Here is a 17,222-nt window from a genome sequence, read left to right as displayed (position 1 = left end):
GCCTTTATTTAACCATATTGTTTTAAAAGCTGTGTTAAGGTATTTACATCATGTACACCGCTTTCTTTCCACAGGATCTCTCCTTTTTTAAAGATCGCCAGGGTAGGTACGCCGCGCACCCCGTACTGGCTGGCCAATGCAGGATACTGGTCTACATCCACTTTAATGATTCTGGCATTTTCGCCTACGTTTTCTTTTACGGTATTCAGTACGGAAGACTGTACTTTGCACGGCTGGCACCAGGTGGCAAAAAAGTCGATCAGGACCGGTCTTTCGGAATCAATGATTTCCTGAAATTTTTGTGACATAGGATTGGTTTTTAGTTAAAAGAAACACTTTAGTTTATAAAATTTAAATCACTTAAAATAATCCGAAGGGTACCGGATCCGGTGTCTTAAATATTTTTCTTTATAAACTAGAGTGTATTGAATTTGTTATGTAAAGGAATGATTACAAAAATAATTCCATTCCAGGTCAGATCACTTTTGACTGGCAGATAAAATCTGATGTTGGTAAGCTGCCTGTCTTTTTAATCGCTCCAAAGCCTCCTTCCACTTCCGTAAAATTCCGGATTCCATGGGAATTCAGGATGCTGGCCGCGATCATACTCCGGTAGCCTCCCGCACAGTGAAGGAAAAAATGTTCGGCATCATCAATGGTTTTTACCCAGTCGCTGATGGTATCTAAAGGTTTATTATAAGCATTGTCGATGTGTTCTGCAGAATATTCGGAAACTTTACGTACATCAATTACTTTCGATTGTTCTGTAAACTGTCGGGTAAATTCTTCGGCAGAAATTCTGTTAACCTCATCGGTTTCCTCACCACTGTTTTTCCAGGCTTCAAAACCGCCTTTCAGATAGCCAACCACATTATCAAAACCTACACGACTCAGTCTGGTAATGGCTTCTTCTTCTGTTCCTTCATCTACAATTAGGAGTAAAGGGTGTTTTACATCGACAATTAAAGTACCTACCCAAGGCGCAAAATCACCTTTCAGGCCGATATTAATGGAGTTTGGGACAAATCCTTTGCAGAAATCCACAGGACTTCTTGTATCCAGGATCAATGCTCCGGTTTCTTCCGCATAAGCTTCGAAGTCTTCTGCCCGAATTGGCGTCAGCCCTTTATCCATTACGGTATCAAGGCTTTCGTAACCGCCTTTGTTTAAAGCCACGTTCATCCCGAAATATTTGGGAGGAGCGGTAAGGCCGTCCAGCACTTCGCGGATAAAAGACTCTTTATCCGGCTGGTTTAAGGCATAATTCGTTCTTTTCTGATTACCGAGAAGGTCAACGGTTTCTTTCTGCATGTTTTTCCCGCATGCCGAACCGGCACCGTGTGCCGGATATACCGTAATGCTGTCGGCCAGAGGCATGATTTTTGTCTGCAGGCTGTCATATAAAATGCCTGCCAGGTCTTCCTGGGTAACACTGCCTGCTTTCTGGGCAAGATCAGGCCTTCCTACATCACCTAAAAATAAAGTGTCTCCTGTAAAAATAGCCGTTTCGGTCCCGTTTTCATCAATCAGCAGATAGGTTGTGCTTTCCATGGTATGACCCGGAGTATGAAGTACTTTGATCTTTATCTTTCCGATTTCAAAGATCTGATGGTCTTCGGCAATAATGGCTTCAAATTCAGGCTGGGCTGTGGGCCCATAAATAATAGGAGCCCCCGTTTTTTTGCTCAGATCCAGATGTCCTGAGACAAAGTCTGCGTGAAAATGGGTTTCAAAAATATATTTTAAAGTAACCTTGTCTTTTTCCAGCCGGTCCAGGTAAGGCGTTACCTCCCGGAGCGGATCGATGATCGCGGCTTCATTTTCGGATACGATGTAGTACGCACCCTGAGCCAGGCATCCCGTGTATATTTGTTCAACTTTCATTCTGTGATTGTATCCGTTTAATGTTTCTTATTTGAAATACAAAAATCGGGTTTATTTTTTTAATACCACTAAAAATAAAAAATGGATATTGATAGAATAAATCTATAAAGTAAAGTCTGCTCTAGATTGTAGAATACTTTATAGAAAATTTCATTCGTATCTTCAGAAATATTCTGGTCTATTTTAAACTGAACGTAGTCTGCTTTCCTGTCTCACCCGCAGGGTAATCGACCAGGTTATGGTACATTTCATAAATATGATCTTTCATTTTTCCGTTCCGGGAAATCTTCGTCATTTCTTCAAAATACTTATTTTATATCCGGATGCATCGGCCGGTCTTTTTCGTGGGCCTGGAAATACCCAAGCATTTTTTCGAGGACATATACTTCGGAATCAATTTTAATATCATGGAAACCGGTGCGTACTTCTTTCTTATCCGGGTTCTCTGAAAGGTAAACAATCTTCGCTTTTGCCGCCTCTGAAATGGCATGCACCATCATGGAATCCCTTTTACGGAAGCCGATAATATGATATCCGGAACTTTATTGATAAGCAGTGGCTTTACAGAAGCAATCTGCAGAACCCCAAAATAATTTTCAGCTTTATCCTTCAGTTCTTTCAGTTGTTCAGGAGTCGTATTGTCGCTGGAAGCCCTTATTTAAAGGTCCATCCGCCGCACTCATAATGGAAAGGAGCGAATTTTTATTGACATATTTTATCCCTTTGAAAAAATTACGCTCTCCCAATGTGTTATTGAAAACCGAATAGATGTAGCTCACTTTCAGGCTGTCACCGGAAAGTGTTCCGAAAGAAGGTTTTATCTCCACATTATCCTTGGAATTCTGATTTAGGGCATCACCGTAAGAATAGAATTCATCCCGGAGTATTTGATTGTCGATGTATTTTTTAGGATAGATATAAAGGGTAAGAACCGTTTTGCTTTTTTTTGAAGACTGCCGGATATAACTTATCCCAACATCGGTACCGGCTGCGTTATAGGAAACGATAGTCGTCTTTGAAATCCCAGCCATAGCTCGGGCAGAATGGTTTTTGTAGCAGGATAAATATAATCCCCTTTTACCTTCAGCTCGGCTGGTTGGTTTCTGTTCTGGCAAAAGGTAAAAGAGAAAATCAGGCAGAAAAGAAAAAGCAGATGATTTTTCATGGTCTGTTGTTAGAATATTTATTTCAGCAAAAGTATTCATAGAAAAAATGGTCCGGTAATAAATCTGCGAAAACCCTCTATTCAGACGTTTTGTTACTATTACATCAAATCCTTAATATCTCATCAGGTTTCTAAATGAAAACATCGGAACCCATTTGATTCCGATGCTTTATTTTTATACAATATCAGCTAGGTTAAGGCAGTGCCGGTGCCGGTATTGAGGCTACACCATTGGTTACGGCGTTCATATTATAATCAATCTGGTTATTGATCGTGGTAAGCATATCTCGACGGTAAGCACTGACGCTGAGACGTATTTCAGCGGTACGGTCAAATATACGTCCATTGTTTGGCGTAAATTTAATCCTCCAGGTCTCAACCCCCGCTGCATTCATACCTTTAAATGAACGTGCTGAATATTGAGGAATATAGTCACCCAGATTATTCGGGCGGGTAATGTTTATATTGGAGTCGTTATTTTGTCCTCGTACGATAAAGCCCCCGATAATTACATGGTATTTGCTTGTCGGGATACCGGTATCGAAATCTGTTATCCCACTTGTGCTGATGTTGATAATAGAATATACCGTACTGTTAATGGCACTGAAGGCAGAGGTTGCCGGTACGTATCTTTTGATTACGTTGTCGCTGTTATCCCTCACCAGAAAGTAAGAGCCGGCAGAGCTCCCGGTATAATTACCCGGATTCTCGAAATAAAGATTTCCGCTGAGTTTTGTATTTCCGTTCACTTCTAGGGTATGGGTCGGGGTATTGGTGCCGATTCCTACCCCATTGGTTTGGGCCGTAAGAATCAGGGACGTACATATGAGTACTATGATGGATAAAATACTTTTCATGACAATGATGGTTTTAGATTCCGCTTGGTGCCGAAGTGGCAGACGCATTATTAGCTCCGTTAAAATCAACGTTGATGATTCCAAGGTTTTTATAAAATCTTTTTGAATAGATAATGATATCGAAATTGTAGGTATACCGGTCCGTGGTATTTTGAGTATTGAGCGTAGGGTATCCTATATTGACATGCCAGTTTTGTCCTGATTCGAAAACATTTAATATAAAATGTCCTCTGTTGGTATTGGTCACAGGATTGGCTAGAGGAGAATAAATACCGTTATTCCCGGATGCAGGGATGGCCTCAAAATTGGCAATGGTGATAAAGTATTTATCTGTAGGGATATTAAGATTTACATCATTAAGATCGTCTCTGTAAATATTGGTAATAGAATAGGGCTGTACGATAAGTGGGGTATACATGTTTTCTACAGACATTACTTCTCCGCCTACAGTGTTTGATGAAGGGTCCGTTCCTAAAATCGTAAATCCTGATGCATTGTTAACATAAACTGTCGGATCAATAGTTACGGATTGGCTCACGGCCATACTTCCTGCGACTTCAAGTTTTTCGACAGGAGATGTTGTACCGATACCGACCTGAGCCATGCTTAGTACAGAGAATAATAAGGAGATCAATAAGAAATTCTTTTTCATAGGATTGATTTTATGGTAGAATGGGAGCATTGTCTGATCCTGTTGTTGTGCCGCCAAGGTCAAATGGTCCTTGTTCGGGGAAAATCTTTACGTATGTTTTAGGATATACTGCACATACAATCGTCCATACGCCGTTTGAAGTAGAAGCCAGCTGGGAATAATCTGCATAAATCTGCCATTCGTTATTCACACTTTTTACGCCATAGGATGGAATGGCAATGTTCTCTCCAAATTCATCCCGGTCAAAGTAAGCTGAAAGTACCATCAGTGAATAATCATTTGAATTGATTTTGGTATTAAAATTTTCTACCCAGTCACCCTGTACATTATTAAGAGAATAAGTAATGATACTGGCAATTCCCGGAGAATTTGGTTGTCCCGGATTGATTTTCTTTACCGTATTGTCGGATATGCTGTGGCTGAGCAGCAGGTAACGGTCCTTTTCTACTGAACTGATAGGCGGTATCGAACTGCTGCTGCCGGTCATAATTTTACTGGATTTGTAAGTTCCTGCAATATCAAGCTTTACACGTGGAGTCGTTGTATTGATTCCTACGTTCCCTACTTGAGCAAATGAAAAGCCAGAGATGCATAAAATTGCGAGAAGCCGTGTTTTTTTCATCTGAGTATTGGATAAATTAATTTTTAAGAGCACAAAGATACTTCTTTTTCATAAAAATACAAATGATTAACTATTAGTGTTTTAAGAGTGTATTTCACCTCTTTTTGACATTGAATCGACCTTTTTATTTCATTTCTTTTTGCAAAGTCCATGGCTGTGCATACTTGCGGTCTAAAAGAAAATAATATCTTCTGTGATAACTCATCTTTTCGTGTAAAATTCCATGATAAAAAAATATTTTTTTTGATATTTTCCTGATAAAAATCATATATTTCATAGGTTGTATACCACAATGTTTGAATATTTTATATACGAAGCATAATATGTTTTAATCCAGTGGTCTGTGGAAAATAATATTGACAAAAAAGTATTTTCCTGCTTGTATTTTGCAAAAAACCTATATTTATAAAATAAAAAAATCCAAATGCCAGATAAAGCACAATTTATTAAGGAGTTAAATGTAAGATATAATCCCAAAGGAGATCATATTATATTAGGAAAGGGAATGCTGAATGGGGAAGTGGTCCCGGAGGTAAATGTTACCATTCCATTAAAGACAATTAACCGTCATGGGCTTATTGCCGGGGCAACGGGAACAGGTAAAACCAAAACGCTGCAGGTGTTTGCAGAACAGCTTTCTCATCAGGGAATCCCGTCTCTGGTGCTGGACATCAAAGGTGACTTTTCAGGGATTGCCGAAGCGGGTACTGAGAATCCGGCGATTCAGGAACGATATGCCAAAACCCAACTGCCTTATCATCCGCAGGCGTTTCCGGTAGAATTAATGACTATTTCCGGCGAGAGGGGTGTTAAGCTGAGAGCGACAGTTACCGAATTCGGGCCTGTGCTTTTAAGTAAAATTTTACAATTGAATGAAACGCAGCAAAGCATCATGTCGATTGTATTTAAATACTGTGATGACAAAGGCCTGCCTTTAATTGATCTGAACGACCTGAAGAAAGTGCTGCAGTATGTTACTGAAAATCCACAGGGAAAAGCAGAGCTGTCTTCCAATTACGGATCTGTTGCATCAGCATCTCTCGGCGCTATCTTACGGGCTATTGTTGCTTTGGAGCAGCAGGGCGCTTCGGGTTTTTTCGGGGAGCTGAGTTTCGATGTTCATGATCTGCTGCAGACCAGGGACGGCAAAGGCGTGGTAAACATTCTAAGGGTAGCGGATATCCAGAGTAAGCCTCAATTGTTTTCTACCTTTATGCTTTCGCTTTTTGCGGAAATCTACATGGCATTCCCGGAAGAAGGCGATAGCGGAAGGCCTAAGCTGGTTTTATTTATCGATGAAGCCCACCTGATTTTTGACGAGTCTTCCAGAGCCCTGGTTTCCCAGATCGAAACCATGGTCAGGCTGATCCGTTCGAAAGGGGTTGGGATTTATTTCATCACGCAGATTCCCGGCGACGTTCCGGAGTCTGTTCTTTCGCAGTTGGGTTTGAAAATCCAGCACGCACTGAGAGGTTTTACGGCAAAAGATAAAAAAGAGATTTCAAAAGCGGTGGAAAATTATCCCACAACTGACTTTTATAACGCGTCGGCGCTCGTTCAGAATCTGGGAATCGGGGAAGCATTTGTAACAGCTTTGGATGAAAAAGGAATTCCGACCCCGCTGGTGCACACTTACCTGATTTCACCCGAATCGCGGATGGATGTCCTGAATGATGCGGAAATTTCCGAATTAACAGGCCGCTCCGCTTTAGTCGCTAAATATGAAAAGGTGGTAGACAACGAATCGGCTTATGAGATTCTTGTAAAAAGGATGGATGAGGCTGCTCAGGAAGCGGAAACGAGCCGTAACCAGAAAACAAAGTCGGTAAAAGAAGAACCCGGAATGTTTGAGCAGATCCTGCAAAGCAAAGCCGGGAAAACATTCACAAGTACGCTGATGCGTGAAGGAGCGAAAGCTATTTTGGGAATGCTGGGCCTGGGAGGAAGGAGAAGATAAATATTTTTACTATTTTAGCAGGATTGGCCCGTTTTTATGATCTGTTGGCACAGGTTGTGCAAATATATCGGCATACTTTTGAAGAAAAGCAGGCTTGTTATTAATCTAAAAGAATATTGTATAATTTTAAATGTATTCCATAATTGACATAGAAAGTAATGGTGCAGGTTACAGAAAAGAATGCATTATTGATATTGCAGTGTACCGGTACGACGGCCAGAAGATTGTCGACCAGTTCATCTCGTTGGTTAATCCAGAAAGCGATATCACCCCTTTCGTCCAGAAATTAACCAACATCACACCCAAGATGGTGAAAACGGCACCTAAATTCCACGAAATTGCACGCCGGATTGTGGAAATTACCGCCAATACCACTTTAGTCGGACATAATATTGACTTTGATTATCGAATGCTCCGCCAGTCTTTTCAAAGATTGGGATATGACTTTAAAATCAATACTTTAGATACGATTCCTTTAGCAAAAAAACTGATTCCAGACGAGGTTAGCTATTCTCTTGGAAAACTTGTGAAATCGCTGGGTATCCCTTTGACGAACCATCATCGTGCAGATGGTGATGCCCGGGCAACCCTGGAGCTTTTTAAGCTGCTTGTTTCAAAAGACACCGAAAACGAGATTATCCAGAAGCACCACGAAGAGACCAATGCCAAGACGTATATCAACAAAATCAAATTGCTGACCCAGGATCTCCCCAATGAAAAAGGGTTTGTCTATTTCCAGAATGAAGAGGGGAAAATTATCTTTTCGGATTATGTACAGGATATTAACAAGTTTTCAAAAAAGGTTTTTAATTCCAAATCCAAAAGATGGGAACCCATTCAGCAGGAAGTCGGGCAGATCAATTATGAGCTTACCGGAACGGATATCATTGCCAAGCTGATCTTAAATTCAAAAGGTATCAAAAAAAGGGAAGTCCTGCCTTTCGGGCTGTATTACCGGAACGGAAAATATGCAGTAGAAAAGAACAAGCTGAATAAGCAGGAAAAACCGATCCTGAGGTTCAGGTCTTTTACCCAGGGATCAAAGGCGGTACAGTTTATCGGAAAGTTTAAAGAATATGAAGAAATAGATACCTTTAAAAAGAGAATTGATTTTAAGAAACGGAATGAGCTTTGGCTCGGGCCGGGCAGGAGACTGGGTGAAAAATCATTCCTGATTATTGAAAACGGAAAAGTCCTATCGTACGGCTTTTACGAACTTTTTACCCAGATTCAGACTTTAAGCAAACTTATGAAACTGAAAATTGATCTGCTTTATCAGTCTTCAGATTTGGTGAATGAACTGCAGCTGGCCTTACTCCGCGGAGATTTTGAAACTCTACCGTTACCGAAATAGCTGTTCTGATGAGATCTTCCATTAGAAATCCTTTATTCTGGAAGTTCGGCCTCTTTTATTACAATAAAAAAGATAAAAGGGTTTTCCCGCCTGAAAGATATGGCTTCGGATGGACCGTGAATTTTGCGAATCCTCGCTCTGTCATTGCGTTCTCAGTAATTCTAATCCTTATTTTTATAATTGGGAATTGTCTAAAAAGCCAAAATAAAATTCTTTAAAATTGCTTTTAAAAAGTATTTTATTCTGTTTAAATTAAAAATTAAGCATAAACTTCTATGTTGTTGGTTCTGAATTATTAACATTTCTTACTACCTTTGTTCTTTCTATAATAACAAAAAAAGAAGTTTTTACTTATTTATTATGAATCCAAAAGAATTGTTGAAGATTGCCAATGAATTTGGCACGCCGGTGTATGTATATGATGCTGAATCTATCAAAACTCAATACGAAAAACTTACCTCTTCTTTTTCTAAACACACAAAGTTCTTCTACGCTGCGAAGGCGTTGACCAACATCAACATCCTGAAGTACGTCAAGAACCTGGGTGCTTCTTTGGATTGTGTATCTATTAACGAAGTAAAGCTGGGCCTCAGAGCAGGCTTTCCGAAAGAAAAAATATTATTTACGCCCAACTGTGTGGATCTTGCTGAAATTGAAGAAGCCATGGCCTGCGGGGTACATATCAATATCGATAATATTTCGATTCTTGAGCAGTTCGGTAATAAATACGGAAGCTCTTACCCGATCCTGGTGAGAATCAATCCGCATATTTTTGCAGGAGGAAACTATAAAATATCTACTGGTCATATCGACAGCAAATTCGGGATTTCCATTCACCAGGTCCGCCATATCGAGCGGGTGATGAAATCTACCAACCTTAATGTGGAAGGTCTTCACATGCATACCGGAAGTGAGATTAAAGATCCTGATGTATTCCTTCAGGCTCTGGATATTATGCTCGAGCTCTCCGAACATTTTCCGAATCTGAAATACCTGGATATGGGAAGCGGATTTAAAATCCCATATCAGGACACTGAAGAGGAAACCGATGTAAAAACATTGGGTAAGAAAGTAGAAAAAGTAATCGCCGAATTTTCACAGTCTACAGGAAAGAAATTCGAATTATGGTTTGAGCCTGGAAAATTCCTGGTAGGAAAAAGCGGTTATCTGTTGGTTAAAGCCAATGTTATCAAGCAGACTACCGCAACCGTTTTCGTAGGAGTAAATTCAGGATTCAATCATCTGATCCGTCCGATGTTTTACGATTCTTATCATATCATTGAAAACCTGTCCAATCCGAAAGGCGCGGAAAGGATTTATACCGTAGTCGGAAACATTTGTGAAACCGATACTTTTGCCTGGGACCGTAAGCTGAATGAAGTACGGGAAGGGGATATTCTGGTGTTCCGCAATGCCGGCGCCTATGGCTTTGAAATGAGCTCCAACTTCAATTCCCGTCTGAAACCTGCCGAAGTAATGTTCCTGGACGGAAAAGCGCACCTGATCCGAAGAAGGGACGAATTTGAAGATCTTCTTAAAAATCAGATTGAAGTGTTGTAAATTATTGTAAAAAGACCTAACTTTAAAGGTAAATAATAACATATGAAAAAATTATTTTCCTTTTTAGCAACAGGCCTCTTTGCTTTTTCATTTTCTCAAACCTATGTAAAAGTCTCTTTTGATAAAAATCAGATAGAAAATATATACAAAGGCGGACAGAAAAAATTTGAAACCGATTTGTCCAACAATTTAAGATATACGGCCAACACCTTTCAGGCAAACGGTGATTTCAAATTAAGTTTTACCATAAGTGATAAAGGTGAAGTCGCGAATGTAAAGCTTCTACCTGAACTTTATGACAAGTCATTTGAAAGAGAGGTTAAAAGAGATATTAAAAGAATGAAAAAGTATTTTGCCGGAAGCCAGAATCAGGAGGTTTCCATAAATTTGAACTTTGGCAGAGACTTGCCGCCTTCAGACGGAAGGATTGCTTTTCAGGCAAGAGAGCCTTTTGCAGGCCAGGCAGGATCAAGATAATTAAAAATAAATCATAAAGCTTTGCAGAAATGCAGGGCTTTTTTTGTGAATTGCCATAGAGCGGATTTCTTGGCATAATCTTTACAGCCTATATATCGGTCTGTTTGGATCATTCTTTAAATAACACCAAAAAAACAATAGTAATGGCTAAAAATATTGCAGAACAAATCGTAGAGATGCTGGAAAGCGCCAATGTGAAAAGAATTTATGCCGTAACGGGCGACAGCCTTAACCACTTAAATGTCGCCGTTAAAAAAAGCAGCATCGAATGGATTCATGTAAGGCACGAAGAAGCCGGAGCCTATGCAGCTGCCGCTGAAGCAGAACTAGACGGGTTTGCTGTGTGTGCCGGAAGTTGTGGTCCGGGACACGTTCACCTTATCAATGGAGTTTATGAAGCCCATCGTTCGCACGTTCCGATGCTGGTGATTGCTTCTACCATTCCAAGCAATGAAATGGGAATGGATTATTTCCAGGAAACCAACACCATTAAACTATTTGACGACTGCAGCCATTACAACCAGATGATCACAAGACCGGAGCAGGTGCAGAGAACTGTTCAGACGGCTATTCAGCATGCTATTTCCAAAAAAGGAGTGGCTGTAATCGGCCTTCCGGGAGATGTTTCAGAACTGGATGCGGAAGAAGCGACAACGTCCAATAAAATTTTCAAAACAAATCCGGTTCTCCGTCCTTCGGATGAAGAGTTAAAGCAATTGGCAGATCTCATCAACGAAAGTAAAAAAGTAACCCTGTACTGTGGGATCGGTGCTGAAACAGCCAATGCAGAAGTGGTGGAATTATCGAAATACTTAAAAGCCCCTGTAGGATATTCTTTCCGCGGGAAAATGTCGATCCAGCCGAATAATCCGAATGAAGTGGGATTGACGGGGCTTCTTGGACTTCCCTCGGCTCACCACGCCATGCATGAAGCAGACCTTCTGGTTCTTTTGGGAACCGATTTTCCTTACGACAAATTTATGCCCGTCAAAAATAAAATTGTTCAGATCGACGAAAGCCCGGAAAGACTGGGTCGGAGGGCTAAGCTGGAACTCGGGTTAACCGGAGACGTAAAGGAGACGATCAAGGCATTGTTGCCTTTGTTAAATGAAAAAACCGACACCGATTTCCTGAAACAGCAACTGGAATTCTATGAAAAAGTAAAAGAAAATCAGTTGACCTACGTAAAAGATCCGGGAACGGAAAACGGCATCCAACCCGAGTTCGTTACTTATACTTTAGACAGGTTAGCTACAAAAGATGCTATTTTTACCGTAGATACGGGAATGTGCTGCGTCTGGGGCGCAAGATATATTACTGGAACGGGCGAAAGGAAAATGCTCGGATCTTTTAACCACGGTTCGATGGCCAATGCCATGCCGATGGCCATCGGTGCTTCACTGGCCTATCCGGGCAGGCAGGTGATTGCAATGTGCGGGGATGGCGGTTTATCGATGCTCTTAGGAGACATGGCTACCATTTCCCAATATAAGCTGCCCGTAAAAATTATCGTTTTCAACAACAGGTCTCTGGGGATGGTAAAGCTGGAAATGGAAGTGGCCGGCATGCCGGATAATGAAACGGATATGATCAATCCGGATTTTGCTATGATTGCCCATGCGATGGGATATCCGGGAAAAAATATCCGTCAGCCGGAAGAGGTGGAGAATGCCATCAGGGAATGCCTGGAGTATAATGGTCCATATCTGCTGAATATCTTTACCAACCCTAATGCATTAGCCCTGCCGCCTAAAATTGAAGCCAATCAGGTGCTTGGAATGACAAAATCCATGGCGCAGCTGATGTTGGGTGGCAAAATGGAAGAAGTTCTGGATACCGTGAAAAGCAACTACAAACATATCAAGGATATTCTGTAGTCAGAAATGTTCTGGTCATCCGCTACCAGATTTTTTAATATTATTTTTGTAGAAGTAAATTTACGATTTATGAGAAGTCCTTTAAAAATGCTTACCCTGCTGCTGGTTTTTGTATCCGGTTCTGCATTTGCACAACTTAATGACGTGGAGGAAAGAGATGATAATTTTATTATGGAAAATAATAAAAACATTCTCAAGATAGATATAAAAGAACCCCTGCTTCAGGTAGCGGTGAAAGGCTGTAAAGATTTTAAAGCCGCAGAATTTGAAGATGGTATCCCGGCTTATAAAGAAATGCTGAGGAAGTATATGTACGTATACCTGAATACGGATTTCTATGTCCTGAACGGGGGTTTTACATTTATTCTGACGGTAAATGAAAAAGGTAAAGTTACCCGTATTGAGGGAATACCTAAAGTAGCCAACAGCAAGGTATTCTTTGAAGACATGAAATATGTAGTCCGGAGAATCAAAAAGAACTGGATCCCCGCAATCTGTAACGGACAGCCGGTAACATCACAGATTAAAATCAATATGAACCTGTCTTCAATTGCAACGGATATTTAAATACACAATATTTTCATCATAAAAAACCTTTTCATACTACCTTTATTGCTTCCGGTGATAAAGGTTTTTGCCTGTTCCTGGTCTTTAGGTTTAAAACAATAAATATTTACCGATAGGATATGATGCAAAAGGCAGATGGAAAATTCGAAACCTTTCATGTAACAAGGTGTTTTCTGTAGATTCTGAATTTGCCATGAAGATTAATTTTAGACATGCTGCGTGTAATTGTAATTAAAAATTCCGACATTTTAATTAAATTCTTCTCCTGCCATTCTGTCACAATATTTTGTATCTTTGTAAATTCAATATGTTCAGAAATAAAAATTCAGGTTTCAATAACTTTGAGCTTTTAGGTCCTGAACTCTAAACCGATTATCGTGCAGGAAAAATATATAGACGAAACAAAACAGGGAGAAGCTTTTGCGATTGCCGAAAAAGACGGCAATTCTAAGAAATTGTTTCTGGAAAGCTATGGGTGTCAGATGAATTTCTCCGACTCTGAGATTGTTGCATCCATTCTTAATGAACAGGGCTATAATACAACACTTAAAGTAGAAGAAGCAGATCTTATCCTCCTCAATACATGTTCCATCCGTGAAAAAGCAGAGCAAACGGTGAGAATGCGACTTTCCCAATTCAAAAATTTGAAAAAAGAGAAGCCCAATATGACGGTTGGAGTCTTAGGTTGTATGGCGGAAAGGTTGAAAACCAAGTTCCTGGAAGAAGAACAACTGGTGGATCTTGTGGTAGGCCCTGATGCTTACCGGGATTTACCGAATCTTCTGAAGGAAACCGAAGACGGCAGGGATGCCATCAACGTTATCCTTTCAAAGGAAGAAACTTATGCGGACATCAATCCGGTCCGTCTGGGCGGGAACGGAGTTACAGCTTATGTCACCATTACCAGAGGCTGCGATAATATGTGTACTTTCTGTGTGGTTCCGTTCACCAGGGGCCGGGAAAGAAGCCGTGATCCGCATTCTATTTTAGAAGAATGCAAAGACCTTTGGAACAGCGGTTACAAAGAAATTACTTTATTGGGGCAGAATGTAGATTCTTACCTTTGGTACGGAGGCGGTCCTAAAAAAGACTTTGCTAAAGCTTCTGAAATGCAGCAGGCAACGGCTGTTAATTTTGCCCAATTGCTTGATCTCGTAGCGAAAGCCGTCCCGGAAATGAGAATCCGTTTCTCCACATCCAATCCTCAGGACATGAGCCTTGATGTATTCCGGATGATGGCGAAACATGATAATATCTGCAAATACGTTCACTTGCCGGTACAGAGCGGAAGCAACAACATGCTTCTGGCGATGAACAGGCAGCATACCCGCGAAGAATATTTAGATTTAATTAAAAAAGCCAAAGAAATCGTTCCTGAAGTAGCATTTTCTCAGGACATGATCGTTGGTTTCTGCAATGAAACAGAGGAAGATCACCAGGATACATTAATCTTAATGAGAGAAGTAGAGTATGACTACGGTTATATGTTTGCTTATTCAGAAAGGCCTGGAACGCCTGCTCACAAGAAAATGGAAGACAACATTCCGGCAGATGTAAAACAGAGACGTCTGGCTGAAGTGATTGCTTTACAGGGAGAACTGTCCAGAAACAGAATGAAATCCTATGTAGGAAGAGTTCATCAGGTCTTAATCGAAGGAACTTCCAAAAAGAACGAAAACCAGTGGAAAGGAAGAAACTCCCAGAATGCCGTTTGTGTTTTTGATAAACTGGAAGACCAGAAAATTGGTGACATTGTGGACGTTTTTGTTTTTGACAATACACAGGGCACGCTTTTAGGGGAAACGGTTTCAAAATAATCATGTCTGAGGGATTAACCAATGAACAGCTTTTAAAGAATATTTCCGCATTGTTTGAAAATGCACGGAATAAAATGGTCATTGCCGTTAATCAGACTATGGTACTTACCTATTTTGAAATCGGAAGAATGATTGTAGAAGATGAACAGCATGGTGAAAGGCGGGCTGAGTATGGGAAAGAACAGCTTAAGTTTCTTTCTGAAAATTTAACGAAAAAATTTGGTAAAGGTTTTTCGGAAACAAACCTTAAACAGATGAGACAATTTTTCTTGTCTTATTCAATTTGTCAGACACTGTCTGACGAATCTGAAAGTTTAGATACAATTCAACAGTCACCACTTGCTACTTTCAACCTTTCCTGGTCGCATTATCTGAAATTGATGCGGATTAAAGATCAGAATGAAAGAAGTTTTTACGAGATAGAAAGCTATAAAAATAACTGGAGCCTAAGGCAGCTGCAAAGACAATACGATTCTGCTTTATATGCAAGATTACCGTTAAGTAAGAACAAAGCGGGACTTTTGTACAATATACCTTACCTTAGAATAACGAGCAGATTTCTGCAAGTAAATATTTTAAAGCATTGCCAAGCAAACAAGATTTTATTAACATGTTAAACTCAGACAATGGAAAAATTTCATAAATATTGCCTAAGTGTATTGTTGGTAATCATCTGCAGTAATATTTCTGCCCAGATCAGTAGTGGAAATGCTGAAAGTGAAGACTGCAAGCAATTGTACGAGCTGTATCATCAGATGTTAAATCATCATGATACGGGATCAGAAAAAGTTTGTGAAGGAAATGCCGGACAAAATTTCGGAATCAGTCAGAAACAGAACGCCATTGATCTTATTGGCAAAATTTTTAAAGAACACGAAAGCAGGACTTTTCACAAAAATACATCAGAAGCAGGCTTCTCTCAACAAGAAAAGCATACGCTAATTCTCAAAAACTTCGAAAGAAAAAGCAAAGAGCCGTTCTTTGCCCGGATTTTATATTTTAAAACAAAAGTTTCAAAAGTCAGAAATAAAGATTATTTAAATATTATAGGTTAATTATTAAAGAGAAAATCATTTAAAAAAATTAATCAGACTGCAGGAAACTGCGAAAAATAATATAAAACTTTACTTTATGAACAACGACTTACAAAATATAAAAAACCGTTTTGGAATCATCGGAAACTTTCCGGCCTTAAACCGTGCGCTGGAAAAAGCGATCCAGGTAGCACCCACCGATATTTCGGTTCTCGTGATCGGGGAGAGCGGTGTCGGGAAAGAATTTATCCCGAAAATCATCCATTCGGAATCCAAAAGAAAACACCAGCCTTATATTGTAGTGAACTGCGGAGCCATTCCGGAAGGAACGATTGATTCCGAACTGTTCGGACACGAAAAAGGAGCATTCACCGGAGCAACGGCAACCCGGAAAGGGTATTTTGAAGTGGCCGACGGCGGAACGATTTTCCTGGATGAGGTGGGAGAACTGCCTTTACAGACCCAGGTCCGTTTGCTTCGGGTACTGGAAAGCGGTGAATTTATGAAAGTCGGTTCTTCACAGGTGCAGAAAACCAATGTAAGGATTGTGGCTGCGACCAATGTCAATATGATGAAGGCCATCCAGGACGGAAGGTTCCGTGAGGACCTTTATTACCGTTTGAACACCGTACAGATTGATATGCCGCCTTTACGGGAAAGGAAAGGCGACATCCATTTGCTGTTCAGGAAGTTTGCTATCGATTTTGCAGAGAAATACAGGATGCCGGAGCTTGAACTTGAGCCCAGTGCTGTTCATTATGTAGAAAATTATACATTTCCCGGAAATGTCCGTCAACTGAGAAACCTGGTAGAGCAGATGACCGTTGTGGAAAGAGACCGCCATGTAACGGTTGAAAAGCTTGCCGAATACATTCCGATGGAATCCCACCTGCCGATGGTGGTAAACACACCGAACAACCAGAAGCAGAATGATTTCGGCAGCGAAAGGGAAATCATGTACAAAATTCTGTTTGACATGAGAAACGATATTAATGATTTAAAATCCTTAACTTCGGAACTCATAAAGAACCGCGGAACTTCGGATCTCAGCAACCAGGAGAAAAACTTAATCAACAGGATTTATACCCCTGAAACACAACAGCAGAATGTAGCGCCGAACTCATTGCTGTATTTTGAGAATAACAGCAATGCCAACCCTGCTATCCAGAATCCGACAATTATGTCGGAGCCGGAAAACAGCTACGAAGACATCGAAGATATCGAAATTGAGGAAAACAGGCCGGAATCCCTGTCTTTACAGAATAATGAAAAAGACCTGATTATCAAGGCACTGGAAAAACACAAAGGAAGAAGGAATAAAGCTGCGGATGAGCTCGGAATTTCACAGAGAACTTTATACAGAAAAATAAAACAATATAACTTAGAAGAATAAACTAAA

General features: G+C 40.4%; 18 protein-coding genes. 11 read left to right on the top strand and 7 right to left on the bottom strand.

The features are described from left to right. Positions 1–8: 8 nt before the first annotated feature. The 7 genes from FY557_RS12800 to FY557_RS12770 all read right to left on the bottom strand — a co-directional run bounded on the left by FY557_RS12800 (position 9) and on the right by FY557_RS12770 (position 5,180). On the bottom strand, positions 9–308 hold the full coding sequence (locus FY557_RS12800) for a thioredoxin family protein (RefSeq protein ID WP_149247644.1): 300 nt from the start codon (positions 306–308) through the stop codon (positions 9–11). Between the two features lie 166 nt (positions 309–474). Then, positions 475–1,884, bottom strand: coding sequence for an MBL fold metallo-hydrolase (locus tag FY557_RS12795; protein ID WP_149247643.1), 1,410 nt, complete (start codon positions 1,882–1,884; stop codon positions 475–477). A 308-nt stretch (positions 1,885–2,192) separates the two neighbouring features. Beyond that, a complete protein-coding gene (locus FY557_RS12790; protein WP_149247642.1) occupies positions 2,193–2,384 on the bottom strand; it encodes a hypothetical protein in 192 nt (63 codons plus the stop codon). Between the two features lie 126 nt (positions 2,385–2,510). Further along, positions 2,511–2,915: a hypothetical protein gene (locus tag FY557_RS12785; protein WP_149247641.1), complete on the bottom strand. Its 405-nt coding sequence runs from the start codon at positions 2,913–2,915 to the stop codon at positions 2,511–2,513. Between the two features lie 328 nt (positions 2,916–3,243). After that, positions 3,244–3,906: a hypothetical protein gene (locus FY557_RS12780; RefSeq protein ID WP_149247640.1), complete on the bottom strand. Its 663-nt coding sequence runs from the start codon at positions 3,904–3,906 to the stop codon at positions 3,244–3,246. A gap of 13 nt (positions 3,907–3,919) precedes the next feature. After that, positions 3,920–4,558: a hypothetical protein gene (locus FY557_RS12775; RefSeq protein WP_149247639.1), complete on the bottom strand. Its 639-nt coding sequence runs from the start codon at positions 4,556–4,558 to the stop codon at positions 3,920–3,922. Positions 4,559–4,568: 10 nt separating this feature from the next. Continuing rightward, on the bottom strand, positions 4,569–5,180 hold the full coding sequence (locus tag FY557_RS12770; protein WP_149247638.1) for a hypothetical protein: 612 nt from the start codon (positions 5,178–5,180) through the stop codon (positions 4,569–4,571). Positions 5,181–5,604: 424 nt separating this feature from the next. Here FY557_RS12770 and FY557_RS12765 point away from each other — a divergent pair, with 424 nt between their 5' ends. The 11 genes from FY557_RS12765 to FY557_RS12715 all read left to right on the top strand — a co-directional run bounded on the left by FY557_RS12765 (position 5,605) and on the right by FY557_RS12715 (position 17,216). Further along, a complete protein-coding gene (locus FY557_RS12765; protein WP_149247637.1) occupies positions 5,605–7,137 on the top strand; it encodes a helicase HerA-like domain-containing protein in 1,533 nt (510 codons plus the stop codon). Between the two features lie 130 nt (positions 7,138–7,267). Beyond that, positions 7,268–8,491, top strand: a complete 1,224-nt coding sequence (locus tag FY557_RS12760) for a PolC-type DNA polymerase III (protein WP_149247636.1) — start codon at positions 7,268–7,270, stop codon at positions 8,489–8,491. Between the two features lie 8 nt (positions 8,492–8,499). Continuing rightward, the gene (locus FY557_RS20375) at positions 8,500–8,709 is read left to right on the top strand and encodes a DUF5808 domain-containing protein (RefSeq protein ID WP_149247635.1); all 210 of its coding nucleotides are present in this window, start codon (positions 8,500–8,502) and stop codon (positions 8,707–8,709) included. A 142-nt stretch (positions 8,710–8,851) separates the two neighbouring features. Further along, positions 8,852–10,051 (top strand): diaminopimelate decarboxylase, encoded by a 1,200-nt coding sequence (lysA, locus tag FY557_RS12750; protein WP_185151720.1) that lies wholly within the window; start codon positions 8,852–8,854, stop codon positions 10,049–10,051. A 42-nt stretch (positions 10,052–10,093) separates the two neighbouring features. Then, a complete protein-coding gene (locus FY557_RS12745) occupies positions 10,094–10,528 on the top strand; it encodes an energy transducer TonB (protein ID WP_149247633.1) in 435 nt (144 codons plus the stop codon). A 143-nt stretch (positions 10,529–10,671) separates the two neighbouring features. Continuing rightward, positions 10,672–12,405, top strand: a complete 1,734-nt coding sequence (locus FY557_RS12740; RefSeq protein WP_149247632.1) for a thiamine pyrophosphate-dependent enzyme — start codon at positions 10,672–10,674, stop codon at positions 12,403–12,405. Positions 12,406–12,474: 69 nt separating this feature from the next. Next, the gene (locus tag FY557_RS12735; RefSeq protein WP_149247631.1) at positions 12,475–12,972 is read left to right on the top strand and encodes a hypothetical protein; all 498 of its coding nucleotides are present in this window, start codon (positions 12,475–12,477) and stop codon (positions 12,970–12,972) included. A 377-nt stretch (positions 12,973–13,349) separates the two neighbouring features. Further along, positions 13,350–14,789, top strand: coding sequence for a tRNA (N6-isopentenyl adenosine(37)-C2)-methylthiotransferase MiaB (miaB, locus tag FY557_RS12730; RefSeq protein WP_149247630.1), 1,440 nt, complete (start codon positions 13,350–13,352; stop codon positions 14,787–14,789). 2 nt (positions 14,790–14,791) lie between these two features. Further along, positions 14,792–15,406, top strand: coding sequence for a DUF1016 N-terminal domain-containing protein (locus FY557_RS12725; protein WP_149247629.1), 615 nt, complete (start codon positions 14,792–14,794; stop codon positions 15,404–15,406). 9 nt (positions 15,407–15,415) lie between these two features. After that, positions 15,416–15,844, top strand: a complete 429-nt coding sequence (locus FY557_RS12720) for a hypothetical protein (protein ID WP_149247628.1) — start codon at positions 15,416–15,418, stop codon at positions 15,842–15,844. Between the two features lie 76 nt (positions 15,845–15,920). Then, the gene (locus FY557_RS12715) at positions 15,921–17,216 is read left to right on the top strand and encodes a sigma-54 interaction domain-containing protein (protein ID WP_149247627.1); all 1,296 of its coding nucleotides are present in this window, start codon (positions 15,921–15,923) and stop codon (positions 17,214–17,216) included. The last annotated feature ends 6 nt before the right edge of the window (positions 17,217–17,222 follow it).

The organism is Chryseobacterium sp. SN22, from assembly GCF_008329705.1.
Lineage (GTDB): Bacteria > Bacteroidota > Bacteroidia > Flavobacteriales > Weeksellaceae > Chryseobacterium.
The sequence above is the reverse complement of the archived record's forward strand: the minus strand, read 5'-3'. Positions and strand labels throughout refer to the sequence as shown.

Excerpts from the sequence above, each read along its gene's own strand:
- FY557_RS12745 (WP_149247633.1), top strand. The coding sequence starts at position 10,094 with ATGAAAAAATTATTTTCCTTTTTAGCAACAGGCCTCTTTGCTTTTTCA.
- FY557_RS12765 (WP_149247637.1), top strand. The coding sequence starts at position 5,605 with ATGCCAGATAAAGCACAATTTATTAAGGAGTTAAATGTAAGATATAAT.
- FY557_RS12725 (WP_149247629.1), top strand. The coding sequence starts at position 14,792 with ATGTCTGAGGGATTAACCAATGAACAGCTTTTAAAGAATATTTCCGCA.
- FY557_RS20375 (WP_149247635.1), top strand. The coding sequence starts at position 8,500 with ATGAGATCTTCCATTAGAAATCCTTTATTCTGGAAGTTCGGCCTCTTT.
- FY557_RS12790 (WP_149247642.1), bottom strand. The coding sequence starts at position 2,384 with ATGATGGTGCATGCCATTTCAGAGGCGGCAAAAGCGAAGATTGTTTAC.
- FY557_RS12770 (WP_149247638.1), bottom strand. The coding sequence starts at position 5,180 with ATGAAAAAAACACGGCTTCTCGCAATTTTATGCATCTCTGGCTTTTCA.
- FY557_RS12740 (WP_149247632.1), top strand. The coding sequence starts at position 10,672 with ATGGCTAAAAATATTGCAGAACAAATCGTAGAGATGCTGGAAAGCGCC.
- FY557_RS12720 (WP_149247628.1), top strand. The coding sequence starts at position 15,416 with ATGGAAAAATTTCATAAATATTGCCTAAGTGTATTGTTGGTAATCATC.
- FY557_RS12780 (WP_149247640.1), bottom strand. The coding sequence starts at position 3,906 with ATGAAAAGTATTTTATCCATCATAGTACTCATATGTACGTCCCTGATT.
- FY557_RS12760 (WP_149247636.1), top strand. The coding sequence starts at position 7,268 with ATGTATTCCATAATTGACATAGAAAGTAATGGTGCAGGTTACAGAAAA.
- FY557_RS12715 (WP_149247627.1), top strand. The coding sequence starts at position 15,921 with ATGAACAACGACTTACAAAATATAAAAAACCGTTTTGGAATCATCGGA.
- FY557_RS12795 (WP_149247643.1), bottom strand. The coding sequence starts at position 1,884 with ATGAAAGTTGAACAAATATACACGGGATGCCTGGCTCAGGGTGCGTAC.
- lysA (WP_185151720.1), top strand. The coding sequence starts at position 8,852 with ATGAATCCAAAAGAATTGTTGAAGATTGCCAATGAATTTGGCACGCCG.
- FY557_RS12800 (WP_149247644.1), bottom strand. The coding sequence starts at position 308 with ATGTCACAAAAATTTCAGGAAATCATTGATTCCGAAAGACCGGTCCTG.
- FY557_RS12785 (WP_149247641.1), bottom strand. The coding sequence starts at position 2,915 with ATGGCTGGGATTTCAAAGACGACTATCGTTTCCTATAACGCAGCCGGT.
- FY557_RS12775 (WP_149247639.1), bottom strand. The coding sequence starts at position 4,558 with ATGAAAAAGAATTTCTTATTGATCTCCTTATTATTCTCTGTACTAAGC.
- FY557_RS12735 (WP_149247631.1), top strand. The coding sequence starts at position 12,475 with ATGAGAAGTCCTTTAAAAATGCTTACCCTGCTGCTGGTTTTTGTATCC.